Source organism: Streptomyces sp. NPDC059679, assembly GCF_042734105.1.
GTDB lineage: Bacteria > Actinomycetota > Actinomycetes > Streptomycetales > Streptomycetaceae > Streptomyces.
In genome coordinates this window covers 1-25,725 of sequence record NZ_JBHWES010000094.1, presented here as the reverse complement: position 1 = coordinate 25,725, position 25,725 = coordinate 1, and the positions used below count along the sequence as shown (strand labels likewise).

Annotated in this window: 22 protein-coding genes and 3 pseudogenes; 7 read left to right on the top strand and 18 right to left on the bottom strand. The window is 67.5% G+C overall.

Going from position 1 to position 25,725, the window contains the following annotated elements; translation table 11 throughout:
- Positions 1-24 precede the first annotated feature (24 nt).
- Positions 25-615: an antibiotic biosynthesis monooxygenase gene (locus ACFV2X_RS50405; protein ID WP_385629867.1), complete on the top strand. Its 591-nt coding sequence runs from the start codon at positions 25-27 to the stop codon at positions 613-615.
- A gap of 69 nt (positions 616-684) precedes the next feature.
- On the opposite strand, the pseudogene istB reads toward ACFV2X_RS50405, so the two are convergent.
- From istB to ACFV2X_RS50360, 9 genes and pseudogenes are all read right to left on the bottom strand, one after another.
- Positions 685-1,455, bottom strand: a pseudogene (istB, locus tag ACFV2X_RS50400) (IS21-like element helper ATPase IstB).
- Positions 1,452-2,864, bottom strand: coding sequence for an IS21 family transposase (istA, locus tag ACFV2X_RS50395; protein WP_385629865.1), 1,413 nt, complete (start codon positions 2,862-2,864; stop codon positions 1,452-1,454). Before istA ends, istB begins: the two are co-directional and overlap by 4 nt.
- 318 nt (positions 2,865-3,182) lie before the next feature.
- On the bottom strand, positions 3,183-4,325 hold the full coding sequence (locus tag ACFV2X_RS50390) for a Gfo/Idh/MocA family protein (protein ID WP_385629862.1): 1,143 nt from the start codon (positions 4,323-4,325) through the stop codon (positions 3,183-3,185).
- Between the two features lie 155 nt (positions 4,326-4,480).
- On the bottom strand, positions 4,481-5,203 hold the full coding sequence (locus ACFV2X_RS50385) for an alpha/beta fold hydrolase (RefSeq protein WP_385629860.1): 723 nt from the start codon (positions 5,201-5,203) through the stop codon (positions 4,481-4,483).
- A 51-nt stretch (positions 5,204-5,254) separates the two neighbouring features.
- Positions 5,255-6,160 (bottom strand): NADP-dependent oxidoreductase, encoded by a 906-nt coding sequence (locus tag ACFV2X_RS50380; protein WP_385629857.1) that lies wholly within the window; start codon positions 6,158-6,160, stop codon positions 5,255-5,257.
- 49 nt (positions 6,161-6,209) lie between these two features.
- On the bottom strand, positions 6,210-7,292 hold the full coding sequence (locus ACFV2X_RS50375) for an MBL fold metallo-hydrolase (protein ID WP_385629856.1): 1,083 nt from the start codon (positions 7,290-7,292) through the stop codon (positions 6,210-6,212).
- A gap of 47 nt (positions 7,293-7,339) precedes the next feature.
- Positions 7,340-8,455, bottom strand: coding sequence for an NAD(P)-dependent alcohol dehydrogenase (locus ACFV2X_RS50370; protein ID WP_385629853.1), 1,116 nt, complete (start codon positions 8,453-8,455; stop codon positions 7,340-7,342).
- A gap of 193 nt (positions 8,456-8,648) precedes the next feature.
- Positions 8,649-9,740, bottom strand: coding sequence for a Gfo/Idh/MocA family protein (locus ACFV2X_RS50365; RefSeq protein ID WP_385629850.1), 1,092 nt, complete (start codon positions 9,738-9,740; stop codon positions 8,649-8,651).
- Between the two features lie 77 nt (positions 9,741-9,817).
- Positions 9,818-10,789, bottom strand: coding sequence for an aldo/keto reductase (locus ACFV2X_RS50360; RefSeq protein WP_385629847.1), 972 nt, complete (start codon positions 10,787-10,789; stop codon positions 9,818-9,820).
- A 293-nt stretch (positions 10,790-11,082) separates the two neighbouring features.
- Here ACFV2X_RS50360 and ACFV2X_RS50355 point away from each other — a divergent pair, with 293 nt between their 5' ends.
- From ACFV2X_RS50355 to ACFV2X_RS50345, 3 genes and pseudogenes are all read left to right on the top strand, one after another.
- Entirely contained in the window at positions 11,083-11,625 is a 543-nt protein-coding gene (locus ACFV2X_RS50355; RefSeq protein ID WP_385629844.1) for a MarR family winged helix-turn-helix transcriptional regulator, read from the top strand.
- Positions 11,626-12,264: 639 nt separating this feature from the next.
- Positions 12,265-12,588: pseudogene (locus tag ACFV2X_RS50350) on the top strand (ion transporter); the annotation flags it as partial.
- Positions 12,589-12,659: 71 nt separating this feature from the next.
- Positions 12,660-12,959 carry a transposase gene (locus ACFV2X_RS50345; protein ID WP_385629841.1) on the top strand — a complete coding sequence of 100 codons (300 nt, stop codon included), beginning with the start codon at positions 12,660-12,662 and terminating at the stop codon, positions 12,957-12,959.
- Between the two features lie 72 nt (positions 12,960-13,031).
- On the opposite strand, the gene ACFV2X_RS50340 is transcribed toward ACFV2X_RS50345, so the two are convergent.
- Positions 13,032-13,349 carry a transposase gene (locus ACFV2X_RS50340; RefSeq protein ID WP_385629838.1) on the bottom strand — a complete coding sequence of 106 codons (318 nt, stop codon included), beginning with the start codon at positions 13,347-13,349 and terminating at the stop codon, positions 13,032-13,034.
- A gap of 18 nt (positions 13,350-13,367) precedes the next feature.
- Here ACFV2X_RS50340 and ACFV2X_RS50335 point away from each other — a divergent pair, with 18 nt between their 5' ends.
- Positions 13,368-14,465: an integrase core domain-containing protein gene (locus ACFV2X_RS50335; RefSeq protein WP_385629836.1), complete on the top strand. Its 1,098-nt coding sequence runs from the start codon at positions 13,368-13,370 to the stop codon at positions 14,463-14,465.
- Here ACFV2X_RS50335 and ACFV2X_RS50330 read toward each other — a convergent pair.
- The gene (locus ACFV2X_RS50330) at positions 14,394-14,702 is read right to left on the bottom strand and encodes a hypothetical protein (protein ID WP_385629832.1); all 309 of its coding nucleotides are present in this window, start codon (positions 14,700-14,702) and stop codon (positions 14,394-14,396) included. The two genes, ACFV2X_RS50335 and ACFV2X_RS50330, sit on opposite strands and share 72 nt — an antisense overlap.
- A gap of 18 nt (positions 14,703-14,720) precedes the next feature.
- Between ACFV2X_RS50330 and ACFV2X_RS50325 the strand changes: the two genes are divergently transcribed.
- Positions 14,721-15,071: a hypothetical protein gene (locus tag ACFV2X_RS50325; RefSeq protein ID WP_385629829.1), complete on the top strand. Its 351-nt coding sequence runs from the start codon at positions 14,721-14,723 to the stop codon at positions 15,069-15,071.
- A 241-nt stretch (positions 15,072-15,312) separates the two neighbouring features.
- Here the strand turns inward: ACFV2X_RS50325 and ACFV2X_RS50320 are convergent, their stop codons facing one another.
- The 6 genes and pseudogenes from ACFV2X_RS50320 to ACFV2X_RS50295 all read right to left on the bottom strand — a co-directional run bounded on the left by ACFV2X_RS50320 (position 15,313) and on the right by ACFV2X_RS50295 (position 21,320).
- Positions 15,313-15,639 (bottom strand): type II toxin-antitoxin system PemK/MazF family toxin, encoded by a 327-nt coding sequence (locus ACFV2X_RS50320; RefSeq protein ID WP_385629826.1) that lies wholly within the window; start codon positions 15,637-15,639, stop codon positions 15,313-15,315.
- A 195-nt stretch (positions 15,640-15,834) separates the two neighbouring features.
- Positions 15,835-16,829 (bottom strand): annotated as a pseudogene (locus ACFV2X_RS50315) (beta-ketoacyl-ACP synthase III).
- Positions 16,829-18,595, bottom strand: a complete 1,767-nt coding sequence (locus ACFV2X_RS50310; protein WP_385629823.1) for a fatty acyl-AMP ligase — start codon at positions 18,593-18,595, stop codon at positions 16,829-16,831. The pseudogene ACFV2X_RS50315 and the gene ACFV2X_RS50310 overlap by 1 nt, the downstream one beginning before the upstream one ends.
- A gap of 3 nt (positions 18,596-18,598) precedes the next feature.
- Complete coding sequence (ccrA, locus tag ACFV2X_RS50305) at positions 18,599-19,957, bottom strand: crotonyl-CoA carboxylase/reductase (RefSeq protein WP_385629820.1); 1,359 nt, start codon at positions 19,955-19,957, stop codon at positions 18,599-18,601.
- Between the two features lie 104 nt (positions 19,958-20,061).
- A complete protein-coding gene (locus ACFV2X_RS50300; RefSeq protein ID WP_385629818.1) occupies positions 20,062-20,505 on the bottom strand; it encodes a type II 3-dehydroquinate dehydratase in 444 nt (147 codons plus the stop codon).
- Positions 20,506-20,555: 50 nt separating this feature from the next.
- Positions 20,556-21,320 (bottom strand): thioesterase II family protein, encoded by a 765-nt coding sequence (locus tag ACFV2X_RS50295; RefSeq protein ID WP_385629816.1) that lies wholly within the window; start codon positions 21,318-21,320, stop codon positions 20,556-20,558.
- A 193-nt stretch (positions 21,321-21,513) separates the two neighbouring features.
- On the opposite strand from ACFV2X_RS50295, the gene ACFV2X_RS50290 reads away from it, so the two are divergent.
- A complete protein-coding gene (locus tag ACFV2X_RS50290; protein WP_385629814.1) occupies positions 21,514-23,139 on the top strand; it encodes a bifunctional 3-(3-hydroxy-phenyl)propionate/3-hydroxycinnamic acid hydroxylase in 1,626 nt (541 codons plus the stop codon).
- 563 nt (positions 23,140-23,702) lie between these two features.
- Here ACFV2X_RS50290 and ltrA read toward each other — a convergent pair.
- Positions 23,703-24,959 (bottom strand): group II intron reverse transcriptase/maturase, encoded by a 1,257-nt coding sequence (gene ltrA / locus ACFV2X_RS50285; protein WP_385629811.1) that lies wholly within the window; start codon positions 24,957-24,959, stop codon positions 23,703-23,705.
- Positions 24,960-25,725: the final 766 nt, after the last annotated feature.

Here is a 25,725-nt window from a genome sequence, read left to right as displayed (position 1 = left end):
CTCTCGACGGCGGAGTGAGAATCGATGACCGAGACGGACGACGTCGGCCCGGCCGACGTCACCCTGCTGACCGCACGCGCTGTGGAACCCGGCTACGAGCAGGACTTCCGGGAGTGGTTCGGGCGGGTGACCGACACCGCCTCAGCGTTTCCCGGACACCTGGGGGACGGGTTGTTCCGGCCTGCCACGGCCGCCGGGCCATGGGTTCTGATCCACCGGTTCCGCGACCAGGAGTCCGCACGGCACTGGACGACGTCACCTGAGCGGGCCGCACTGTTCGACCACTGCGAGGGCCATCATCAGAGCGAGGTGGCGCGTCGCGAACTCTCCGGAATGGAGACCCTGTTCACCACTGCGCACGACACGCCCACGACGGCGCCGCCTCGGTGGAAGATGGCGCTCGCCGCCTTCGCGGCCGTACTCCCGATCTCCCTGATCGGCAACGGTCTTCTGGGGCCGGCGCTCCGTGCTTGGCCGCTTGTGGCGCGGGTGCTGATGCTCGCGCTGCTGTTCAGTACGTTGATGACGTATCTGATGATGCCGGCTGTGACCCTCGTCCTGCGCCGTTGGCTCTATGCCGCCACCTCGACCGCGCGCAAGGGACCGACGCGATGACGCGGCCCCCGGGCGTGTCGGCGTACAGACTTTTCTCCCCGGTCGCGTACGGGCGAACGTCCCCAGTTGTCAGGCCACTTCGGTCTCTCGCTCGATGGCCTGGAGGCGGTTCTTGAGCCGGTAGCTCGGGCCGTTGATCGCGATCACTTCGCAGTGGTGCAGGAGCCGGTCGAGGATCGCGGTGGCGAGGACCTCGTCGCCGAAGACCTGGCCCTATTCGCTGAAGGTCTTGTTCGAGGTCAGGATGATGGAGCCCTTCTCGTAACGCTTGGAGATGACCTGGAAGACCAGGTTCGCCTCTGTGCGTTCGAGGGGCTGGTAGCCCACTTCGTCGACCACGAGGACGCTCGGCCGCAGGTAGGTGCCAAGTTTGTTGACCAGACGCCCGGCTGACTCGGCGGCTTTCAGGTTGCGGACCATGTCGTCGAGGCTGGTGAAGTAGATCGAGTAGCCGGCCCGGCAGGCCGCGACCGCGAGAGCGACGGCGATGTGCGTCTTGCCCACCCCGGGCGGCCCCAGCAGTGCGGCGTTCGCCTTGCCGTCGACGAAGGAGAGGCTGGCGAGGTCTTTGACCTCGCGCGGATCGAGCTCGGGCTGGAAGGAGAAGTCGTACTCGTCCAGCGTCTTGTGGTGCGGCAGCTTGGACAGCCGCAGGCCCTGGCGGAAGCGCCGGTCGTCGCGGACGGCCAGCTCTTCGGAGAGGACCAGGTCGAGGAAGTCGAGGTAGCCCATCTTCGCCTCGTCGGCCCGGCGGGTGTACTCGTTGATGGTCTCTGCCAGATGGGGCAGGCCGAGCTTGCCGGCCGTGGTGCGGATGCGGTTGCCGGTCAGCTCGCTCAAGACGACTCCTTCGTCGGGGAGTTGGTGGTGAAGGGCCGGGTCCCGGTCAGTTCGTCATAGACCGACAATGGCCGCCGCCCGACCTCAACACGGGTGGCCGCGGCTCGGTTCAACAAGGCCTGCAATGGCCCGTCTTGGCCGCCCGTAGACGGCTCGCGACGCGGTGGCGGTGTCACGTCGCCCGTCGTGGTGCGGCGGTTCTTGCCGGCCGGCAGGCCGTCCCAGTGCTCGTCTTCCTTGACGACGACGCCGCGGCCGACCGCCCGCGGATGGGCGGACAGCAACGTCTCGCCGCTGGCATCGGGGACGGTCGAATGCAGCATGACCTGGGACTTCGTCGCCCGGACCTCGACCAGCTGACGTGGGCGGACCTTGCTGGCGGGCACCGAGTAGAGGTTCCCGCCAAACGCGACCAGGCAGTCCTTGCCGACCGGCCGCAGATGCCGCTCGGCCACCAAGTACGGAGTCGGCGGCAGCGGTTTGAGGGCCGCGTGGTCGCGGGCGGCCCGAATGCCGATGACTTCCCGATGCGTCTTGTGGATCTGGTCCCGCCGCCTGGGCACCCAGGCGGCGAACCCGGCATCCATCTCCTCCAGCGAGGAGAACGCCCGCCCGGACAACACATGATCGCGAACGATGAGAACCTGGCGTTCAACCCGCCCTTTGCCGGTGGGCCGATAGGCGGCCAGGACGTCGATGTCGAAGTCGTAGTGCCCGGCGAAACCGACCGCCTCCGGATGCAGCGGCACCGCCTCGCCCGGGGCGACGTGCCGACGCACGACGGTCTTGGTCCGGTCGTAGACGATCGTCATCGGCACCCCGCCGAAGTGCGCAAACGCGCGGCGATGGCAGTCGAAAAAGGTCTGCAGGTCCTGGCCGGTGGTGAAGCAGCAGAACGGATCGCGCGAATACGACAGCACCATGTGAAACGAGTAGACCTTGGGGATGCCGACGTGAGCGAGGACCTTGCCCTCGTCACCCCAGTCGACCTGGGCCTGAGCACCTGGGACGACCTCGAAGCGCCGGTGCAGGCCCGCCAACTGCTTCGGTGTGATGCCGAGTTCCTCGGCGATCCTCGGGCGTGCCTGATGAACGTAGAGCTTGACCCGCTGATAGTTGCCGGTGAACCCGTACTCCGCGGCCAACCGCTCGTGGATCACCGACGCCTTCATCAGGATCTCGGCCCGCAGCATCGCGTCGACCAGCGGCGCGAACTCGTCGATCTTCCTGGGCACCACCTGGCCACTGGCCGAGCGGCGCGGTGGTGTCGCCGGGCCCGCGAGGTACTTACGGACCGTCTTGCGATCCAGCCCCGTCTCCCGGGCGATCTCCGACAGGCTCATCGCCCCGGACTCCAACAGCCCACGAAACCGCCGCAGTTCCGACCACCGACGCGGATCCAAGACCATCGCCGACCACCCCCTGCCGCCACACACCGACTACGCAGCAGAGTGCCGACCAATGCTCCTCATCACCTCAGGAACTGGCCACGTTCATCCGTACGCGGGTGGGGAAGTTCAGGTGTACGCCGACAGGGCGGACCGCGCCGTCTTGCGGCACCTGGTCCACGCCTTGTCCGCGATCTCCGGCACGGTTGACTCGGTGGTGGGGTCGCATGCGGAACCCGGGACGGGCACCGGGCGACCAGCCGTCCCAGGAGTCCCCTTGTCGACCGCGGCGATGATCCGCGCACCACCTCGGGTCCTGCGGCAGTGCCTCTCCCGGGTTCAAAGAGGGGAGTTCGTTCGGTCGGGGCGGGACAGATGCTGCCGATGACCTGTTTCAGCGGCCCGTGTGATCGCCTCGAGTACCCGGTGGCGATCGAGTGCGACCGCGAAATCCGGCGCATCGGCGGTTCCGTCGCGGAGGTCGGCGGCGAACTGGGCGTAGAGGCGGGCGACCCCCGCTGCGGGTGCGTCGAGTTGCAGGTCAGGAGCCGCATAGGCGGGGGGGACCTGTAGCACTTGGACGGGCTCGCTGCCGCGGCGCAGCGTGATGGTGAAATCGGTGAAATGGATGTAGCCCGACGCCGACTCCACACGCACACTGCCCTCGGTGCCCTGGATCTCCCATACCATCGCCGAGTCGGCAGACTGCCCGGCACTGTAGTGCAGCGAAGTGACGATCCCGCCTTCGAGAACGCCGGCGACGACGATCTCATCCGGCGCGTCCTTCGGCAGCGACGCGCCATCGGAGAGGCGGACGCCGTCACCGCGCTGATTGGCGACGACGGCGGACAGACTCTCGAACGTGCCGAGCACGCGCGCAAGCGGTTCGAGCCCGTGACCGAGCATGATGGTCAGAAGCGTGGCGCCATTCTTTGCGTGAGCCATGTACTCGACCGGCGGGTCATATCGGCCGACCCACATGTCGTCGGCCAAATGCGCTCGGATGCTCGTGCTGAGCGGCTTGCCAATCACGCCTTGCGCGATGAGGTCGCGAAGGAAGAGGATCGGCGGGTGCAGGCCGCCCTGCAACCCGACAACCGTCCGCAGCCGCCGCTCGCGGGCAAACCCCTCCAGCGTTTCGGCCTCCGACAGGTTTCTTGCGAGCGGCCATTCGCAATAAACCATCTTGCCCGCGGCCAGCGCGTCGGAAACAATCTGCTTGTGATCCGGCACCTTGACCGCAACCACCACCAGGTCGACCTCCGGTCGCACGACCAGAGCCTCATGTGTGTCGAAGGCGAGATCGGCGCCCAGCCGACGAGCGGTCGCGTTCGCGCTCTCCATACGAGTCGTACTGACGGCGCGGATCTGGAACGCGTCGAGCGCCTGCAGCGCCGGGACGTGAGCAATTCCGCCCCAACCCCGATCGGAACTAGCCCCGATAATACCGACGCCGATCTGGGTATGTGCTGAATTCGTCATGAGGATGCTCCTTCCATGTGCAGCCCGGAAACGCTCTCCGGGCTGCGTCACGATGATTCGTTTCCGGACACATGCGTGGGCACTCGGGCTCACCATGGCGAGCGAGCAATTATTGCCGTTCGCCATGGTGAGCCCGAGTGACCCAAGCGCAGGTTTTACACGTGAGCCCAGTGGGCCTCGAGTTCGCGCGCGACATCGGCCGCACGCTCTATCATCGGCCAGTGCGAGCTGCGCAGCTTGAAGACGGCACGTGCGCCTGTGGCATTACCGAGCTCGTCGGCGAAGCGGTGAGGAAGAAACGGATCGTCCAGGCCCCAGATCACTAGCGCTGGTGCGGTCACCTTGCTCAGACCTGGCTTCCACTCCGCCCCGACCTCGATCGCCGAACGGTAAAGGGCGAGAATGCTTGCCCTCATAGTGGCATCGATATGCCGGACCGCTTCGTCTGCCGCGTCGCGCGGCATCTGCGCCTCGTTGAGACTTGCTGCGAACTCCTCGAGGTCGAGGTCCGCCATCCATTGCTCGCCCTCGCCTGGCGTCTGCCAGATCTTGGCAAGATAGTGCCACGGATACTCCGGATCGATCGGTCCGCTGATGCCTGTCCAGGTCCGCACCAGATCTGGCCGGACAGACGCGAGACGGCCCGTGAGCAGAGACCCCCAATCATGACCGACCAGGTCGACGGGCTCGCCGATTTCTTCGATCTTCTCGATCAGCCAATCGAGATACTCTTCTTTCGTCGACGTGAATCCCTCTGGTAGGGGTACGCCAAACCCGGGGAGATCGATCGTCACAATATCTTCGCGTTGAAGATGGGAACGGACGGTGTCCCAAAGTCGGTGGGTATCAGGTACACCATGGACGAGGACTGCAGGCATTTCGGATTCTCCAATTGATTGTTGTCGTGGTTGTATGGCCGGTTGGCCGAGTCAGGGAAGGAGGATGACTTTGCCGTGGGTGTGGCCCGTGGCGACGAGGCGATGAGCGTCCGCGGCCTCGTCGAGTGGGAAGCTCCGGCCGATGCGTGCGGTCCATGCGCCGGCGGCGATCAGATTCAGGGCTTCCTGGACAGGGCCGCGGTCGCGGTTCCCGCTGCCCCCGGGGCTGAATACGACGCCGTGTTGCGCGGCATCGCGGTCGGCGAGCGTCACGATCCGGTCGGGGCCGCCGAGAAGATCGACGAGGGCGGGAAGGAGCCCCTTGCCGGCGGTGTCGAGCGCGGCGTCGACCCCGCCCGGAGCGGCGGCACGGATGCGATCGACCAGGCCCGGGCCGTGGGCGACAGGGGTCGCTCCGAGACTCCTGACGAAGTCGGCGTTGGCAGTCCCGGCGACGCCGATCACCGTCACACCGCGCTGTCGCGCGAACTGCACGGCGGCGCCGCCCAGAGCACCGCTCGCGCCGGTGACCACGAGCGTTTCACCCGGGCGAATGTTCAGAAGCCCGAGAGCCCTCGCCGCGTTGTCGGCGCCGATGACAGTAGCCGCGGCCTCCTCGAAGGAGACGCCGTCGGGGATCGTCGCGAAGTTGCTGCTGACCGTGTATTCGGCGTACGAGCCCTGGGTGGCGGAGTCCGGCCACCCGGCGACGCGGTCGCCGACCACGCCCTCGTCGACGCCCGGGCCGACCGCCTCGACGACGCCGGCGAACTCGAATCCGATGATGGCGGGAGCACGCAGGCGGAACACTCCGGCGCGTGCCTGGATCTCCGCGGGGTTCACCCCCGCGGCGTGAACCCGCACCAGTACCTGACCCGGACCCGGCACCGGTCGCGGAGCCTCCGCAACCCGCAACACGGAGGGTTCGCCGAACGAGGTGATGACGACGGCTTTCATGATGATCCTTCTCGTGTACAAGGGTTTGCTCGCACCGTTCAGAACGGTGTCAGGTCAGGAAGACCGGGGGATTCTCGCCCCGCAGGCGGTAGTCGGGCCGGGGCCGTTCGAGGCGGATCGATTCCAGCACGGTGTACGCGTGGTACTTGGTCTGGGTGGTGGCTCCTGCCAGCCGTTCCCACCAGAGCCGGCCGTCGCTCGTCTCCTTCTCGAGGACGTGGCGGGTGGTGTAGTTCGCCATGGAGCTGATCCAGTTCTCGGTACCGACGAAGATCCTGTTCCAGCCGGTGCCGGTCACGATGTCGGCGAGCGCATCCGAGCGGCTGAACCGCTCGACCGCCGCAGTCGCCCCCTCGAGCACGTCGGTGAAGTACTCCACGCACAGCTTCACCTGCTCGTAGGTGCCGTAATGCATGTGGTGCCCGCCGACGAAGTAGTCGAAGTCGTATTCGAGGATCTGGGACTGAGCTTCGTACCAGCCGGAGATGTTCTGCGAGGCGTCGCAGTGCATGAACGTGACGCTTCCCGGACTGACGATGTCGACGGCCGTGAGCACCTTCTGCCGCGGTGCGTAGATGAAGATGTTGCCGGGGCAGTGGTTCTCCCCCTTGTAGGAGAGCTGCAGGCTCATGCCGCCCACTTCGAGGACGAGTTCGTCGTCGAAGGTCCTCGTCGGCAGGGGGCGCTTCGGGTCGGGGAAGCGCTCCAGGAGTTCCTTGGTGATGCGGTGGGCGACGATCTCGACGTCGGGACCGAACACGGAGGCCGCGCCGATGTGATCGGCGTGCCAGTGGCTGTAGATGACGTGGGTCACGGGTCGGTCGGTGACGTCCTCGATCGCCGCCAGCATGTTCTCGCCCAGCGTCGGGGGTGCGTCGATCGCGACCACGCCCTCCTCGGTCACCACGAACGCGGCGTCGTAGCCGGCACTGGTGACCCAGTAGAAGCCGCCGCGCAGTTCTTCCACGTGGTAGCCGTACTTCTGGAAGTGCTCGCTCTGGAAGTACGGGGGGTAATAGCCCGCGGGGTCCAATGGGTCGTCCGCCCCCGCGCGGGGGAATCCATAGTGGTCGATCCCGTAGAAGCTCGGGGTTTCTTCGACGCTGATGGGTATCTGACTGCTCTGGCACATAGGCGGGACGCCTTTCTGGGTTCTTGGGAAGCTGTCGAACGGGTGGGCTATCCCGGTGACGTGAATCGAAGGACCGCCTTGGTGACGCGGCCTGAGCCCGCATCCTCGAACGCGGTGTTGATATCGGCGAAGTCGTAGAAGGACAGCAGTCGGCCGATGGGGAACCGGCCCGCTCGATAGAGCTGGGCAAGGTCGTTGATCAGGAGCGACGAGACGGCGTCGCCCTGGATGATGCCCTGAAGCGACTGGCCGAGCGTGAGCCGACCGGCGTCGAGCATGGCGCCCGCTCCTTCGTGGAACGCCACGAAGCCGAATCGGCCCATCGGTGCCAGGGCGCCGACCCCGGCGTCGAGGTTCTCCGTGCGGCCGCTCGTGTCGAGGACGTACTCCAGGCCGCGTTCGTCGACGGCGCGGAGCGCGCCGGTCAGATCCTCGACCTGGCCGGGGTCGACGAGGTGCGTCGCTCCGAGATCGCGGGCCAGATCGAGGCGGCCGGCGTCGACGTCGACGGCGACGATGGTGGTGGCACCCGCGGCATGTGCCGCCATGACCGCCGCCAGGCCCACCGCTCCCACGCCGAAGACCGCGAAGGACGCTCCCGCCGGCACGGCGAGGGCCTTGAGTACGGCCCCCGCGCCCGTCTGCAGCCCGCATCCCAGCGGAGCCATGACGTCGAGGGGCAGATCGCGGGGGACCTTGATCGTGTTCCGTTGGTGCGTCAGGGCGTGGGTGGCGAACGAGGACTGGCCGAAGAAGTGACCGTGCGGCTCAGTACCGTGGGCGACGTGGAGACCGTTCGAGCCGTCCAGGCGGGCACCTGCGAAGTTGGCCGCCCAGACGTTGTCGCAGTAGGCCGCGTGCGAGGACATGCACGGCTTGCAGCGGCCGCAGGAGTGGTAGGAGAGGACGACGTGGTCACCGGGCTCGACGGTGGTGACAGCGGCCCCCACGCGTTCGACGACTCCTCCTCCCTCGTGCCCCAGCACCACCGGCAGCGGCGTCGCCATGCGCTGTGCCCGCACGTGAGCGTCGGTCGCGCATATTCCGGTCGCGACCATGCGAACGAGTACCTCGTCGGACCGCGGGTCCTCGATCTCGATGTCGCGGAATTCGAAGGGCCCGTCCTGCGCTTCGAGAACAGCGGCGCGCGCGGAGGTGGTCATACGCCGTGAGCCTGCCGCGAAGCGCCGCGAGGGCCACGGTGACGAGGGACTGACATCATCAACGACTCCCTGATCGGGGGGTGGGCCTCAGGAACCCTTCAGCGAGTCCGAACCTATGTCGGCCGCCCGTGCCCGCGGATCGGTCGCCGTATCCGTCACGGCAGTAGGCACGGTGCCGCGAGGTGCGGTGGCGTCACTGCCGGACGCCGGTCCGGGCGGCTTGTTCGACTCGGGCGATGAGACGGCTGTTGTGGGCGGCGTGCTGGAATCCCGGGGTGTGGTGGGTGCCGTTCGTGATGTCGCGGGCCAGGCTGGCGTAGACCTCGCCGACGTTGATGGAAGCGCCCGTCCAGATGTCGGCGGCGGTGGGTCCCGCGCCGGTGGCGACCGGGCGGTCGGGCGCGGTGAAGTCGACGCTCGACGAGAGGGTGAGGTCGCCGACCTGAACGCCCGCGGGGTGGTCGCCCGTCAGCTTCAGCCAGCCCTCCGATCCGCGTACCTCCAGACTGAAGTGGGCGTCGGAGGCGGGCACGCCCGCCAGGATCTGCACCCCGACCGGCGCCCCCGAGGAGGTCTTGGCGATGGCGTCGAGGTGATCCGGGACCTCGCGGGCGGACATCGCGCCGGTGTCGACCAACTTCACCTGGGGCCACAGGAGTTCGGTGCGGGCGTCGATCTCGGTGATGTCACCGAGAACGGCTTCGACCACATCCAGGACGTGGCCCGCGGCGATGGTGAGGAAACCGGCTCCGGACGCTGCCTTGTCGAAGTACTCGTACGCGCTCACCGACTCCGGGCCGTTGCCGAAGGTCGTCGCGGTGACTCGCGCCGAGAGCAGCCGCCCGAGCCGGCCCTCAGCGATGATCTCCGCCGCGCGGCGCACCGAGGGGTTGAGTCGGCCCTGCAGGCCGATCGCGGTGTGCAGTGAGCCGGCCGCGTCAGCCATCTCTTCCGTCTGCGCGACGGTCGCGCCCAGCGGCGACTCCGCGTACACGGCCTTGTTCGCCGCGAGGGCCGCCAGGACGAGATCGCGGTGAGCCGGGACCTTCACCGCGACGGTGACGAGGTCGATCGAAGGGTCACCGATGAGCGCGTAGGGGTCCGCGAACCAACGCTCGGCGCCGAACGCCTCGGCAGCGCCGCGCGCGCTCTCCTCGTGCCGCGTCGCCACACCGGCCAGGTGGAAGTCGGGCTGTGCCGCCAGCGCGGGTATGTGCGAGGCGCCCGCCCAGCTCGCCTTCGTGTCCGCGCCGATGATGCCGACCCGAATGAGATTGCTTGACATGATGTGGTGTTCCGTTTCTTTCGTTGAAGCAAGACGTGGTGTGGTGCGGGGGGCGAATCGGCGCGTTCGCGCTTCTCTCACTGGTCGACGGCGGCCATGTCGGGCTCGGCATGGCGTTCGCCGGACGCCGGTGTGAGGTTGTTCAGGCGGGCGATCTGGCCCGGGGTGAGTCGGATGCCGTCGGCGGCTCTGTTCTCCTTGAGGCGGTCGATGCGTTTCGTCCCCGGAATGGGCGCGATGCCGTCTCCTTGCGCGAGCAGCCAGGCCAGAGCGACCTGCGCGGGCGTGGCCCCGACCTCGTCGGCGACCTCGCGCACCTGGTCGACGATGCGCAGGTTGCGCGTGAGGTTGTCGCCGGTGAACCGGGGATTGGAGCGACGCCAGTCGGCGGCGTCCAGGCCGTCCAGGGTGCGGATGTCACCGGTGAGAAAGCCGTGTCCCAGCGGTGCATAGGGAACCAGTCCGATGCCGAGCTCACGCAGCGTGGGCAGCACCTCGGCCTCCGGGTCCCGCGTCCACAGCGAGTACTCGCTCTGGACAGCGGCCACGGGATGGACCGCATGGGCCCGGCGGACGGTCGCCGCTGCCGCCTCCGACAGTCCGATGTGGAGGACCTTGCCCGCCTCCACCAGGTCCCTCAGCGCCCCCACCGTCTCCTCGATGGGAGTGTTGGGGTCGACCCGGTGCTGGTAGTAGAGGTCGATGCGGTCGGTTCCGAGCCGCCGCAGTGAGCCGTCGACAGCCGTGTGAATGTTGGCGGGGGTGCTGTCCGGGCCCGGCCGGCCGGTGTGGGAGACGAGGCCGAACTTGGTGGCGAGGACGACTTCGTCCCGGCGGCCCTTGATCGCGCGACCCAGCAGTTCCTCGTTGACGTAGGGGCCGTACACCTCGGCGGTGTCCAGATGGGTGACACCGAGGTCGACGGCGCGACGAATGGTGCGGATCGACTCGGCTCCGTCCCGGCCGGCGCCGGTGTAGTACGCCGACATCCCCATGACACCCAGGCCGATGCGCGGGACATCGAGCCTGCCGAGCGACGTGGACTGCATCTGTTGTCCATTCCGTGTGGGGCGGGCCTCAGCGCCGCAGAGCGAACTTGACGCGTCAAGTTCTACTCCTTCGAACTTGACGCGTCAATAAGTGGGTCTAGGATGTCCTCATGGCGAGCACGGCAGATGACACGAACGGCCGGCGCCGTCGGCGTCCACGGAACGGGCCGACATCCGAGGCGACGGCTCGTGCCGACGAAGGCTCCGGCTCGGGGGCGTCCACCGGTCCGGTTGCCGAGACGCGATGGCTGAACGGCGACGAGCTGGCGGCGTGGCTGGCCAACTCCGCGATCATGATCAGCCTGCCGGCCGCGCTGGATGCGCGCATGCAGCGCGAGGCTCAGCTGACCTTCTTCGAGTACATGGTGCTCTCGGTCCTCTCCGAGCAGCCGGACCGCACCATGCAGATGAGCGCCCTGGCCGCGCGAACGGCTGCGTCACTGTCGAGGCTGTCCCATGTCGTCGGTCGGCTCGAGAAGCGCGAACTGCTCGCACGGAAGCGGATCCCCGGTTCCGGAAGGCGCACCACCGCGACGCTGACCGAGGCCGGTTACGACGTAGTGGTGGCGGCGGCGCCGGGACACGTCGCCGCAGTCCGCGAGTACCTGATCGATGATCTCGGTCCTCAGGAGCTGGCGGCACTGCGCCGCATCGGTGCGGCGGTGGACGCGGCCATCAAGCGCGGGCAACCCGACGCGAGCTCTGCGGCTTCGTCTCCGGGGGACGGCGCGGTGGACGGCCAGTCACCCGCTTTTCATCCGGCTTCACAGCCTTCGGCCGACACCTTGATCGTGACTCCCCGCGGGCCCGCCGGCCAAGAGCCCGGCCAGCCCTGACTGGCGGGCGTGAGTGAGGTCCGCGCAGCTTGCGGGCCGTGCTGGGCTGCACCACAGCACGCGACCTTCACCGTCCGTGACGACCATCGACTTCACGGCGTTCTGCTTGCTCTTGCCGGAGATGAACTTGCGTACCCAAAGCGGGTGTGAGCCGGAATGCGAGGGCGGCTCGGCAAGGGGGTGCCGCCATCGCCGCCCAACGAGTCGTCGCGGCTGGCTCAAGATCTTCATCGGACGCGCCTGGCTCTGTCGACGTTGAAGAGCAGCGTCCCGCGCTGTTCGTGGGGCACCTCGGCTGCCAGTTCGGGCAAGCAGCGAACAGCGGAACAGCGGAGGCATGTGTGAGTCGTCCGCGCTCTTCGTCGGCGTGAGCAAAGCGCTGGATACAGGGCATAATAACCGTCTCCCGAACTCGTCGGCATCGACTTTCCTCGAGCCGCAGGTGTCTGCCGTGGTCGTCGACAACTGCTGTCGCAGGACATCGAGAAAGCCATGCCAGCCGCACGCCTCTGCGGGGCCGTGGTCCGCCGGTCGGCGGCCAGCGCCATCCTCCGCCACTGAGCCCACAGCGCGCCGAGTCAACTCCCTGCTCGCCGATTCCATCCGGCTCGGTCGAGACCCTGAGGAAGTGCCACGTTCGTGGTGGCCTGCGCGTTCCTCCCCGTCGTCCGGGAGAACACCACCGTGCTGCGACTTCTCCGCCTCGCCCGCGTCTTGCGCGCCGCCCGCTTCCTGCCCCAACTGCGCATCGTGCTCGTCGCGGTGGGCCGCAGCCTGCCCGGCACGGTCAGCTTCCTGCTCGTGGGCGGACTCCTGCTGTACGTCTACGCGATGGTGGGCTGGGTCTTCTTCGCCCGCGCCGACCCCGAACACTTCGGCTCGATCGGCCGCGCCGTCCTGACCCTGTTCCTGCTCATGACGCTCGACGGCCTCGGTGACGCCGTCCGCGCGGGCCTGGAGATGGGCCTTGACCCCTGATCTTGGACACACGAGACACTGGATCCTGAGGATCTGAGAACGGACATCTCGTGGTCATGAAGAACTATCCGCCGCAGTTCAAGGCGGACGCGGTCGCGCTGTACCAGTCGCGGCCGGAGGCGACGATCAGGCAGGTCGCCGCCGATCTGGGGATCAACCCCGAGGCCTTGCGGAACTGGGTCCGGGCGGCTGGAGCGAGTCGACCCCGGGGGCGCCGGGCGGAGGTGCCGGCAGAGCCGCCGACGCCGTTGGAGGCGGAGAACGCCGCTCTGCGCAAGAAGGTCCGTGAGCTGGAGGAAGAGCGCGAGATCCTGCGGAAGGCGGCGAAGTATTTCGCCGGGGAGACGCGCTGGTGAACCGCTTCCAGTTCGTCGCAGACCATCAACGCCGTTACGGCGTGAAGCGGCTGTGCACCATCCTGGGCATGGTCATGTCCCCTGTGGTGGTGTAACCGCGTCGGGGGGATCTTCGGCCGTGGGATAGACGGAGTCCATGCCGCCCTTGGGGAGGTAGCTGCGGGGGAAGGCGATCCATTCGTCGTGCATCTCGATGAGGACGGCGGTGGTGAGCCGCTCGAGGGCGGCGGGGTTGGGGAAGATCTGGACGACGTCGACGCGGCGTTTGATCTCCCGGTTGACCCTGTGCTTGCCGAGAATGTCATCCGCCCTGGTCGGAGGGCTGTATCGGGACTGGCGGTCGTCGGCCTCGTCGCTCGAGTAGGCGCTCTCGCGTAGTCGGTGGTTCACGCGTCATGATGATCGATCGTGCTGCTGCGACTGGCTTACCTGGGTGTGTCGAACGCGTTCGCGATGCTTCGTCTGCTGCCGATGACCGACCGGGACAAGGACGCGGAGATCCTCGCCTTGCGCCACCAGATCACCGTGCTGGAACGCCAACTCGGCGAGGACAAGGTTGGGTTCACGCCCAACGATCGGGCGTACCTGGCGGCGCTGCTGCACCGACTGCCCCTGCACGTCTTGCGACGGTTACGGCTGCTCGTACGCCCCGACACGGTACTGCGTTGGCACCGCAGCCTCGTCGCACGCCGCCATGCCACCTCCTGCCGGCCCAAACGCCCGGGACGGCCGCGCACAGTGCGCTCGATCCGCATTCTGGTGCTGCGGCTGGCAAAGGAGAACCCGAGCTGGGGGTACCGGCGCCTGCACGGCGAGCTGCTCGTGCTGGGGGTGAAAGTGGGCGCGTCCACCGTCTGGGACATCCTGAAGAAGGCCGGCATCGACCCGGCGCCCGAGCGGAACTCCAGTACCTGGGCCAGCTTCCTTCGCAGCCAGGCTGATGCCCTGCTGGCCTGCGACTTCATGGAAACAGTCACCCTGCCGGGGGTACGGATGTACGTGCTCGTGGTGATCGAACACGGCAGTCGCCGGATCCGGATCCTGGGCGCCACCACACATCCGATCGCCTCCTGGGTAGCGCAAGCGGCGAAGAACCTGGTCATGGACCTCGAAGACCTCGGCTGCCGGGCACGGTTCATGATCCGGGACCGGGACGGAAAGTTCCCCGTCCTCTTCGATGCCGCCCTCAAGGACGCGGGGATCGAAGTCGTCCTCAGCGGCATCCAGACGCCCAGGATGAACTCGATCGCGGAAAGGTGGATACAGACCTGTCGCCGCGAACTCCTGGACCGGACGTTGATCTGGAACCAGCGACATCTCCTCCACACCCTGCGCGAGTTCGAGCGGTTCTACAACGGACACCGACCACACCAGGGCATCGCCAACGCCAGACCGCTACAGCCCTTGCCCCCGCCGATCGACGACCCGGACACATTAGCCCGCCTCAACATACGTCGACACGATCGCCTCGGCGGCATCCTCCACGAGTACCGGAACGCGGCTTGACCTGCACGGATGACGTTTCCGGCAAGGGCAGTCGAGGAGGGCGGGGGTGTCGACCCTGCCGTTGCGGGTGAGCGGGATCTCGTCCACGACGACCCAGCGGGCGGGGATCGCGTAGCTCGGGACCAGCTCGGCCAGGTAGGCGCGCAGAGTCCGTGGGTCGGTGTCGCCGCAGGTGCGCGGGACAATCGCGGCGACGAGCTGGATGCCGCGGCCGGGCGCGGTGTCGACGACGACCACGGCGTCGCGGACCGAGGGGTGCCGGGCGAGCCAGCCGCTGATCTCCTCGGGTTCGATGCGGTGCCCGTTGAGTTTGATCTGCTTGTCGACGCGGCCCAGGAACAGCAGGTTGCCGTCGGGGTCGAGGCGGACCAGGTCGCCGGTGCGGTACAGGCGTTCGCGGACGTCGGGCGAGAACCGGCCGAAGCGGCGCCGGGTCTCGAGCTCGTCGCCGAGGTAGCCGGTCGCCAGGCCCGCGCCAGCCGCGTACAGCTCGCCGATCCGGCCGAGCGGGACGAGGCGGTGCTCGCGGTCGAGGACCTAGGCGCGGGTGCCGGTGATCGGGCGGCCGATCGGCAGCGGACCGTCGATCGCGTCGCCCGCCCATAGGGTGTGGGTGGTCGTGAAGGTGGTGTTCTCGGTCGGCCCGTAGCCGATGCTGGCGGCGACCCGGATCTTCACGGTGGTAAACGCGGTGGCTGCTTGAAACCGTGAGGCCCGCAAGACCGGGCGGGTCGGCGGAGCGACGCCGGACGAAACCGAGCCGGCAAGCACAAACCGGGGTAGCCTGAAGAACGCCTCAGGACGCTATCCCCACAGGGGAACTCGTGGCAGTCAGCATGAGGCGTGATCACTGATCGCCGGCGAGTCCCAGGGCGATGTCCAGCTCGTGTTGTTTGGCCGGGGACAGGGCGCCGATCCGCTTGGTCAGCGACTCCTCGCTGACGGTCGTCCTCCAGGTGCAGAAGACTTTCCCGGCCCTGGGCAGCACCACTCGGACCACGCCGCTCTCCGCCAGGCCCTCCTCGGCTCCAAAGAAGACCTCGATGCCGATGACCACTTCGGGCCCGAACTCCTCGACGATCCAGCGTCGCTCGTCGGCATCGGCGGCTTGCTCGCCGGACATCCAGACGAATCCGAGCTTCTGCGCCGGGGTAACCGGTTCGACGATCTGCATGGCCGGGAATTCTGGCCCTGCGCCTCCCTGGAGCAGCACGACAGGTCGTTCCTCGTCAAACTGAGCCGACCAAACCTCGCCGCGTTCCACATGCCCTCCTCACGTCCGGTCCGTATCAGCGCTACCCGGCCGACTCGCGGCACCATTCCAAGGTCTTGAAAATACATCGGTTACCGATGTCGCCACGAGGAAGCGTCAGGGCAGGGCCACTACCTGGGCGGCGCAGGTGAGTCCTGCGCCGAAGCCCACGAGCAGCGCCGGATCGCCGCGGGAAAGCCCGCCCTGGGCCAGCAGGGCGTCCATGGCCAGCGGGATCGAGGCTGCCGAGGTTTCCCCGCCCGTACGACGTCCCTGGCCACCGCGGTGTGCGGGGCGAGGCCCAGCGACCTGGCGACGGAGTCCACGATCCGGGCGTTGGCCTGGTGGGGGATAAAGGCGGCGAGGTCCGCGACATCGAGCCCCGCCGCGTCGAGCGCCTGCCGGGAGATCTCCGGGACCGTGCGGGTCGCCCAGCGGAACACCTCCGGACCGGCCATGGTCAGGGTCGGCCACGGTCCGGACCCGTCACGGGTGTCCAGCCAGGAGCGGTCGTGGGCGATCATCCGGTGCTGGTTTCCGTCGGACGCCCAGACGACCGGGCCGAGGCCGGGTGTGTCGGACGGGCCCACGACGACGGCACCGGCGCCGTCGCCGAAGAGGAAGGCGCTGCCCCGGTCCGCCGGATCGACGATGTCGCTCATCCGCTCCGAGCCGATGACCACGACGAACCGGGCCTCGCCCGAGCGGACGACGGAGCCGGCCAGCGCCAGACCGTAGGAGAAGCCCGAACAGGCCGCGCCGACGTCCATGGCCGCCGCGTGGATCCCCAGCAGGTGGGCGATACGGGGGGCCGCGGCTGGCAACTGCTCCAGAAAGGACGTCGTGGCCAGCAGGACGAGGCCCACGTCGCCCGGGTCGGTACCGGCCTGGGCCAGCGCCTTGCGGGCCGCTTCCGTCCCCATCGTGACGACTGTCTCGTCGGAGCCGGCGAAGTGCCGTGTGACGATGCCGGAGCGGCGGCGGATCCACTCGTCGCTCGAATCGATGCGCGCGCAGATCTCGTCGTTGGTCACGACCCGCGACGGCCGGTACGCGCCGGCGCCCTGGATCCTCGCATGGGCAGGACCCGCGGCTGTGCGAAGACGCGCCATCACGCCTCCCAGCCGGACGGGACCAGGCGGGTCAGTTCACCGTCCTGGTAGAGCGAGCGACATGCCCGCCGCTGTACCTTGCCGCTGGAGGTCTTCGGCACCTTGCCGCGGCGTACGACGACGATGTCGTCCGGTGTGATCCGCTGTTCCGCCCGTACCGCTTCGCGCACGCGCTCACGCAGCCCATCGGCGCCCAGGGCGCCCAGGACCCGTCCGCCGGCCTCGACGACCACCACCAGTCGTTCGCGCTCCCCGTCGTCGAGCGAGAAGGCGGCCGCACAGTTGGGTTGCAGCCCCGGCACGGCGCGCTCGGCGGACAGTTCGATGTCCTGCGGGTAGTGGTTGCGGCCCCTGCGGATGATGACGTCCTTCATCCGCCCGGTGACGTACAGGTCGCCGTCATACAGAAAGCCGAGGTCGCCGGTGCGCAGGTGCGGGGCGGCGTCATCGGGGTCGTCAGCGACGCGGGCACGGAAGGTGTCCTCGCTGACGGCGGGACGGCCCCAGTAGCCGTCCGCGACGCACGGTCCGGAAATCCAGATCTCCCCCACATGGCCCAGCGTGCAGGGCTGCCGGGTGACGGGGTCCACGATACGTACGTGAGTGCCGGCGACATCACGTCCGCTGCCGACCGCCGGGACGGCACTGTCGGTGCGTTCCCCGACGGGTTGCGCCCTGCCCTCTCGGAGTGCTTCGGCGGACAGCCACAGCACCATGGGCTCACGGTCCGCCCGGGTGCCGGTGGCCTTGAGGGTGTTTTCCGCGAGCCCGTAGGCGGGACACATGGCCATCGGGTCGAAGCCATGAAGGGCGAACGTGTCAGTGAAGGCCCGGACCACGCTCCACCGCACGGGCTCGGCGCCGTTGACGGCCACTCGCCAGCTCGACAGGTCGCCCACGCCTGCGGTCATGCCGCTTCCCGCGGCCCGCACGCACAGTTCGTAGGCGAAGCTCGGTGCGGCCGAGTGGGTGCCGCCGAACCTGGATAGCGCCTCCAGCCAGCGTGCGGGTCGGCGGATGAAGGACTCAGGGGCCATCAGGTACGAGGGAATGCCCGCCCACAGCGGCAGGACGACACCGAACAGCATCCCCATGTCGTGGAAGAGCGGAAGCCAGTTCACCACGGTTCCGCGGGGCTCGCACGGCCAGAGTTCATCGGTTTCGACCACGTTGGCGAGGAAGTTCGCGTGGCTGACCATGACACCCTTGGGGTGCCCGGTGGAGCCGGACGTGTACTGGAGCAGCGCGATGTCCTGGGGGTCAGGCAAGCGTTCCGGCGTACTGGGGTCTCCTGTGTGGAGCGCGCCCGGGTCATCGGTGGCCACCAGGTCGAGCCCGTCGAGGGCGGGCAGGTCGGCGAAGCGCTCGCGCAGGTCGCGGATGACGTCGGTCGTGGTCAGGACGGTCGAGGTGCCGGCGTCGTCAGCGATACGGCGTAGCCGCTCCACCTCGGCGCGACGACGTGGCGGCTGAACCGGGGCGCCCGCCACCCGGCCGTACATGCAGCCGAGCAACGTCCGCACGAACTCCAGGCCCGAGGGATACATGAGGACAGCGTTGTGGCCTGTGAGCCCCGCGGCGCTGAGCGTCGTGGCCCGGCGACACGCCGCCTCGTGGAGTTCCCCGTAGGTCAGCGACTCCGTGGCGTCCTCGCCGTCCTTCAGGAAGACATAAGCGGTTCTGTCCGGCTGCCGCTCGCCACGGTGCCACAGGGCATCGGGAAGAGTACGGAAGTCGACATGTCGTACCGGCCGGGCCGTGGTCACGTTTCAGAGCTCCCTGGAATCGGGGCCGGCGGTGAGACCGCGCAGCGGGTTGAGCCGGTCCTCCCCGATCCGGCCGCGCAGCTCGGGGTCGGTCACCCCGAGCCCGGGTTCCGGTGCCATGCAGAGCACCGCGACTTTGCCCACCTGCCGGCTGGTCTGGACGATCCGGCACGCGTCGGCGCCCGCGGCGAGCGGATAGACGGCCGACATGGCCGGGACGACGGCGCCGCTCTCGAACAGCCGGTTGGTGGCCTGCTGCTCCTCGTAGTTGGCTCCGTGGCTGCCGACGATCTTCTTGAGCTTCATCCACAGGTATCGGTTGTCGAAGGTGTGCAGGTAGCCGGAGCTGGATCCGCAGGTCACCACGGTGCCGCCGCGTCGTGCCACGATCACGGAGAGCCCGAAGGTGACGCGGCCGGTGTGCTCGAACACGATGTCAGGTTCCCGGCCGGCCTTCTCGACGACGAGCTTGGCGAGCTTCCTGCCGGTCTCGACGACGAGCCGGGGGTCGTCGGCCATGTCGTCGGCGATGCCCAGCTCGGTGCGGTTGATCACCAAGTCGCAGCCGAGGGCGCGCACCGCCGCCTCTTTCTGCGCGGAGCTGACGACAGCCACCGGGATGCCGCCGCCGTTCTTGACGAACTGGATGGCGTACGAGCCGAGGCCCCCGGAGGCGCCCCAGATCAGGACGATGTCGCCCTGCTTCATGTGGGCTCCGCGGTCGCTGACGAGCATCCGGTATGCGGTTGACGCACACAGGGGGTTGACCGCGGCCTCCTCCCACGTCAGGTGGGCGGGCTTGGGCAGCAGTTGGGTGGACCGGACGATCCCGTACTCGGCCAGGGCGCCGAAGTTGGTCTCGAATCCCCAGGCCCGTTGTTCGGAGCCGAGCATGCCGTCACCGTGAGTGGCGGGCTCCTGGTCGTCGACGTGCACGGGGTGGACGGTGACGTGGTCGCCCGGCTCCCAGCGCCGTACGCCGGTGCCGACGCGTACCACAACGGCGGAACAGTCGGAGCCGAGCACGTGGTAGGGCTGGTCGTGGCGTGCCGCCCAGCCGCCCTGCCGGGCGTTCTGCTTGAGGAAGTGGAAGGTCGGGATCGGCTCGAACATGGCCGACCAGACCGTGTTGTAGTTGATGGAGCTGGCCATCACCGCGACGAGGACCTCGTCGGGCGCCAACTCCGGCATGGGAACCTGGCCGAGACGCAGCGACTTGCGGACGTCCTTGTCGGCCACCCCCTTGAACATGTCGGTGTCCTCAGCCCGCAGATGCAGGGCCAGGTAGGTGGCGGGTACCGGGGCGGCCTCGATCTCCGTGGCGGACGCGCCGTCCAGCACGGCTCGGGACAAGCTGCTCATGTCTGTCTCCTGTTGGCGCGGGGGTCCTCCCGACGCACGGGTCCGTGATCGCGAAGCACGTTGTCGTGATCTTGTTGACGGTGTCTGGCCGCTCCGGGGACCCGTCATCGGGACACGCCGGTTACGTGCAGCAGGGCGCGGGCCGCCAGGCGGTAGCCGTACGCGCCCAGGCCTACCACGAGCCCGGAGGCCAGCGGGGCGATGATCGATTCGTGCCGGAACTGCTCCCGCGCCCACACGTTGCTCAGGTGCACCTCGATCCACGGGTGCTCGTAGCTGGCGAGCGCGTCGCGCAGGCTCCAGCCGGCGATCATGAGAGCGCCTGGGTTGACCACCGCGCCGACGCTGTCAGGGCCGTGTTCGTGGATGGCGCTCACCAGTTCGCCCTCCGAGTCCCGTTGCAGGGACAGGACCTTCCAGCCCTGCTCGCTCACCTCGTCGGCAACCGCCTGCTCGATGTCGGCCAGGGTGTCGGTGCCGTAGATCGTCGGCTCGCGGCGGCCCAATATGCCGAGGTTGGGCCCATTCAGCAGGAGCATCGTGCTCATGTGTCACCTCGCCGTTCGAAGGGTCCGGGCCACCGCATCCAGTCCGTCGTTCATCGGTCAGAAGTGCCCCCGAGCCGCTGGGCCACCAGATCGATGACCTCGGCCGCGCGGTCAGCGAGGAAGAAGTGGCCGCCCCGGAAGACCTTCGTCTCACTCGTCGCGGTGGTGTGCTCCGCCCAGGCCTCGGCCTCCTCCCGGGAGACCCGAGGGTCGCTGTCTCCGGTGAGTACGGTCAGCGGGCAGTCAAGGCGGCGGCCGGGCTCGTGCTGGTACCGCTCGATGGCGGTGTAGTCGCTACGGATGGCCGGCAGGATCATCGCCAGAACTTCCTGGTCACCGAGCAGCGTCTCGTCGGTGCCTCCGAGCGCCCTCATCTCGGCCAGGAATTCAGGGTCGGGCGCCGTATGTATCCGCTCATCGCGATAGCGGGAGGGCGCCCTGCGACCTGACGCGAAAACCCGTACCGGCGCGGGCATCCCCGCGTCCTGCATGCGCAGTGCCACCTCGTACGCGAGGACGGCACCCATGCTGTGGCCGAACAGTGCGAGTGGCTTGTCGTCCAAATGCCGCAACGCGGCGAATATCTGGTCCGCGAATTCGGGGATGTTGTCGATCCTCGGCTCGTGGAACCGATTCTGCCGACCCGGGTACTGGAGGGCCAGCACCTCCACCGACGGGTGCAGTGCCTTGGCCACCGGGAAGAAAAAGCTTGCAGAGCCGCCCGCGTACGGCAGGCAGGCAAGCCGCACGGTGCTCTGCGGCGCGGGGTGCGAGACACTCACCCACTTCTCGAAGTGCGCCGTTGCTTGAGTCATACCGGACGAGCTCCTCGCAGTTGGTGAGGCGGAGTATCGGAAGCCTAGGTTCGCGCCGGAGACACCCGGCATCCCCCGATTTGATAGTCCAGCCCCTCGAGCGGCACGAACGCCGGTACGCGTGGTTAGTCTTGCGCCGTTCCCCGTACGGCAGTTACGCCTGCCCCAGCCACCCTGCGATGAAGGGTTCCCCGTGCCCGAGACGTCACCGCACAAGCCGCCCGCCTGCGCGGGCCCCGAGACGGACGCAGATGTGATCGTCGTCGGTGACGGACCGGTCGGGGCCACGTTAGGGGTCCTGCTGGCCCAGCGCGGCCGGCAGACCATGATCCTGGAACGGCGTCGACGCCCCTATACCCTGCCCCGGGCGACCAGCTTCGACGGCGAGACCGCGCGCCTGCTCGCCGGCTGCGGGACGGGCCCGGACCTCAGCCGGGTCAGCGAGTCCGCCACCGGATACCAGTGGCGCTCGGCCGACGGTGAGATCCTCCTCGACGTCGCCTTTCGCGCGCAGGGCCCGTACGGGTGGCCTGACGCCAATACCATGCACCAGCCCGCCCTCGAGGAACTACTGGCCGAGCGGGCGGCCGCGTTGCCCGGTGTGACGGTGGTGCGGGGCCGCCAGGTCGTGGGAATCGAGGAGCGAGACGACCGGGTCACGGTGACGGCCGAAGACGAGGACGGCGCAACCCACACGTACACCGCGCGGTGGGTAGTGGGCTGCGACGGCGCCAACAGCTTCGTCCGTGATCACCTGGACGTGCCGGTCACCGACCTCGGATTCTCCTACGAGTGGCTGCTGTGCGACGTGAAGCTGCACGAGCCGAGTGAGTTCGTCCCGACCAACATTCAGATCTGCGACCCGGCCAGGCCAACCACCTTGGTCGGTAGCGGTCCCGGGCATCGGCGCTGGGAGTTCATGCGGCTGCCCGGCGAGCGGGCCGCGGATCTCAACCGGACGGAGACTGCCTGGCGACTCCTCGCCCCGCACGGAGTGACCCCCGACACCGCGACGCTGTTGCGCAGCACCACCTACATCTTCCAATCCCAGTGGGCTGAGCGTTGGCGAGTAGGCCGGGTCTTGGTGGCCGGAGACGCGGCCCATCTGATGCCGCCGTACGCCGGGCAGGGCATGTGCTCGGGCATCCGCGACGTCGTCAACCTGGCGTGGAAACTGGACCTGGTGCTTGGGGGCATCGCCCCGGAGTCCTTTGTCGACACCTACACGGACGAACGCCGAGCGCAGGTGCGCGAGTCGATTCTGTCCTCGGTCCAGCTGGGCCGGATGATCTGCGTGACGGACCCCGTGGCCGCAGCCGACCGTGATGCCACGATTCTGGCGAGGCGCCGTGGCCGCGGTCCGACGGTCCCGGACCTGTCGCGGCCCCTGACGGAGGGGCTCCTTCGACGCGGTACGGACGGTTCGCCTGTGTCCCCGGCCGGCGAGACGGTCCCTCAGGGCCTGGTACGTGGTCTCAGGGGCACCGGCCTGTTCGACGACGTGGTCGGCCGCGGCTTCGTCCTGCTGCTGACAGAGGGCGCGGATACCGGCCTCGACGCAGAGCAGTCGGCATTCCTGACGAGCCTGGGCACGCACGTGGTGACCCTGCTCCCCGGGGACGGGACGCCCCAGAACATGTCGGTGGCCGACGTGGGCGGCGTCTACCGTGCCTTTCTCGCACGCCACGGGGCCGAAGCAGTATTGATCCGCCCGGACTACCACGTGTACGGGGCGGCCTCGGGACCGGGGGCCGCAGCGGTCCTGGTGGACGACCTGCGGGCCGGCATGGGTGCGGGCGTTCCGGCGGGGAGACGATAGCGACCGCGGACAGCGGAACAGCGAGGCTCCTGGTCAGGCTTCTGTCCTCGGTCGACAGCCGCCTCACCGGCAGCCGGAAACTCCAGCCGAACGCTAGACCCGGACTTCGCACATGGTTGGGGCTGCCGTTATCGCCAGCGTGGTCGGGATCCCTCACGGCTTCCACCGCCGGGGACACTCCCTATCGCCAGCCCCTGCCAGGGCGGACAGTATCGGGGCACGCCTTCTCCTGTTCCGTGTGGAAGCGGCAGATCGGGCTCACGTCGTCTGCATGCCGGACACCACCTGGCCAATAGGCGGGCACCCGCCAGGCTCTTCCCGAAGCTGTCGGTAAACCCCGGTTTTGATGTCGTCTCAACTCTTTCGACACTTCAGCAACGATTCACTCGAGTTCGTCTTCCCGATCCCCACCTGACGCCTCTTACGACGCCTTTCCTCGTCGTTCACCACAACGGTCTTCAGCCAATGCAGCATGAGGTCGAGTAGCCGGGGGGAATTTCACCCCCCGGCCCTCACAGATCCCGGCGTGACAGTCTCCCGTCACCGGGCTCTTATCATCCTGGTCACCAGAACGTGGGAACCCATGCCCAGTGGGCGAAGAGCTTGGGGTACTGACGCGTGATACGTCGCCAGCACGCATGGGCCTTCTTGAAGGTCCGCAGCCGCTTGAACTTCTTTCGGATCCAGCGCATCAAGTAGGCGTTGATGCGCTCCAGGAGGGGAACCAGAGCTGTTCGGTAGAACGCACCGAAGTACTGCATCCAGCCCCGAACGATTGGATTGATCGCCCGCGCAATCTCGGCGAAGGTCCGGCCGATCTGTCGGTGAAGCCGCCATTGCCGCACTTCACCGCTCATCTTCTTCGAGGCTTCCTTGCTGATCGCCGGCAGGAACGAGGTGAACCTCTCCCCGTTCCTGTCGATGGCCTTGCGGGCCCGGAAAGTGAACCCCAGGAAGGCGAACTCCGTCTGCTCGTAGAGCCGTCGGCGCTTATTACCATCCCGGCAGTACACGATCTTGGTTTTGTCGGGATGCAGCCGCAGCCCAACTTCACGCATTCTGTTCGCGATTGCCTCCCGCAGTTTCCGGGCCTGACTCTCGCTGACGCAGTGCACAACACCGTCGTCTGCATACCGTTCGAACGGTACACCCGGATACTCCCGGGCCATCCACATGTCGAACGCATAATGCATAAACAGATTAGCCAGCACAGGCGAAATCGCAGAACCCTGCGGGGTCCCACGGTCACGCCGCTGCAAGGTCCCGTCGGGCAGTTGCAACGGCGCCTCAAGCCACCGCCGCACATACAGCACTACCCAGGGGAGATCGGTGTGGGCCTGGACCGCCTTGACAACGAGGTTCCATGGAACGCTGTCGAAGAATTTCTGGATGTCCAAATCAATCACCCAGTCGTACTTCCAGCAGCGTTTCCGGCATGCCGCGACCGCGTCCAACGCGGACCGCCCAGGACGATAGCCATAGGAATCCTGATGGAAGATCGGCTCGACCCTCTCCTCAAGACGCCGCGCTACCACAGTCTGGGCGATCCGGTCAGCTACGGTGGGCACCCCGAGCAAACGAACCCCGCCGCCATGCGATTTCGGGATCTCCACACCTTTTACCGGAGGGGGAAAGTAGCTCCCCGAGGATAGACGGTTCCAGATCCGATAGAGATTATTCTTCAGATCCTTCTCGAAGTCCTCGATGGAGCGCCCGTCCACCCCTGGTGCACCCTTGTTGGCCTTGACCTTCTCGTACGCCTCCTGAACCTCCCATTTCGATATCTCAAACGACTTGCCTGATGATTTCAACTGATCCACCCAGCTCCTCCCGGAGAACTTCCGGTTGACTGAACGAACAAACAGCCACGGATGACCCGGCCCCTTCGCTCCCCCTTCATTACAAAGGGTTCATCACTACTACGAGCCGGTCCGCCAGCATGCCCCGCATCGGTACTCAGGCCCTCACGGTTCCTCCGCTTGGGCCGCTCCCTTTCACCACCCGTATAAGTCAGGCGGCATTATCGGGGCCTGCCTTCTCACGTTCCATGCAAGAGCAGCAGATCAGGCTCACGTCGCCTCCGTGCCGGACACCGCCTGGCCAGTAAACGGGACCCCCGCCAGACTTATCCCGGAGCAACCACAAATCTCCGGTTCTGATGTCACCTGTTTTCTAACGACACTTCAGCAGCGATTCACTTGCGTTCGTCTTCCTGATCCCCACCTGACGGCTCTACCGCCGCCTTTTCCACATCGCTCACCACGACGGTCGTCAACCAACGCAGCATGTGGCGGTTTGGCACCGTCCCCCGCAGGGCGGCACCGAGGGGCCAAATCCCTCATCTCTCACACAGCACCGCATCGTGAAGCTCTCCCTACCTGAACTCCCCTCTGCATTCGTGACACACGCGGTTTGAAGCCTCCCCCCGCAGGGCGACTCCGAAGGGCCAAGCACCTTCATCTTCCACACAGCATCACTTAGCGAAGCTCTCCTAAGACCGTGTCCTATGTGGTGAGGCGGACGAGGCGCTTGTAGCAGCAGATGGCGGCGGCGAGTCCGAGAAAGGCCAGGTAGTTGCGGGGATGA

Coding starts and splice junctions, on each gene's coding strand:
- ACFV2X_RS50405 (WP_385629867.1), top strand. CDS start 25: ATGACCGAGACGGACGACGTCGGCCCGGCCGACGTCACCCTGCTGACC.
- istA (WP_385629865.1), bottom strand. CDS start 2,864: ATGGTCTTGGATCCGCGTCGGTGGTCGGAACTGCGGCGGTTTCGTGGG.
- ACFV2X_RS50390 (WP_385629862.1), bottom strand. CDS start 4,325: ATGACGAATTCAGCACATACCCAGATCGGCGTCGGTATTATCGGGGCT.
- ACFV2X_RS50385 (WP_385629860.1), bottom strand. CDS start 5,203: ATGCCTGCAGTCCTCGTCCATGGTGTACCTGATACCCACCGACTTTGG.
- ACFV2X_RS50380 (WP_385629857.1), bottom strand. CDS start 6,160: ATGAAAGCCGTCGTCATCACCTCGTTCGGCGAACCCTCCGTGTTGCGG.
- ACFV2X_RS50375 (WP_385629856.1), bottom strand. CDS start 7,292: ATGTGCCAGAGCAGTCAGATACCCATCAGCGTCGAAGAAACCCCGAGC.
- ACFV2X_RS50370 (WP_385629853.1), bottom strand. CDS start 8,455: ATGACCACCTCCGCGCGCGCCGCTGTTCTCGAAGCGCAGGACGGGCCC.
- ACFV2X_RS50365 (WP_385629850.1), bottom strand. CDS start 9,740: ATGTCAAGCAATCTCATTCGGGTCGGCATCATCGGCGCGGACACGAAG.
- ACFV2X_RS50360 (WP_385629847.1), bottom strand. CDS start 10,789: ATGCAGTCCACGTCGCTCGGCAGGCTCGATGTCCCGCGCATCGGCCTG.
- ACFV2X_RS50355 (WP_385629844.1), top strand. CDS start 11,083: ATGATCAGCCTGCCGGCCGCGCTGGATGCGCGCATGCAGCGCGAGGCT.
- ACFV2X_RS50345 (WP_385629841.1), top strand. CDS start 12,660: ATGAAGAACTATCCGCCGCAGTTCAAGGCGGACGCGGTCGCGCTGTAC.
- ACFV2X_RS50320 (WP_385629826.1), bottom strand. CDS start 15,639: ATGCAGATCGTCGAACCGGTTACCCCGGCGCAGAAGCTCGGATTCGTC.
- ccrA (WP_385629820.1), bottom strand. CDS start 19,957: ATGAGCAGCTTGTCCCGAGCCGTGCTGGACGGCGCGTCCGCCACGGAG.
- ACFV2X_RS50300 (WP_385629818.1), bottom strand. CDS start 20,505: ATGAGCACGATGCTCCTGCTGAATGGGCCCAACCTCGGCATATTGGGC.
- ACFV2X_RS50295 (WP_385629816.1), bottom strand. CDS start 21,320: ATGACTCAAGCAACGGCGCACTTCGAGAAGTGGGTGAGTGTCTCGCAC.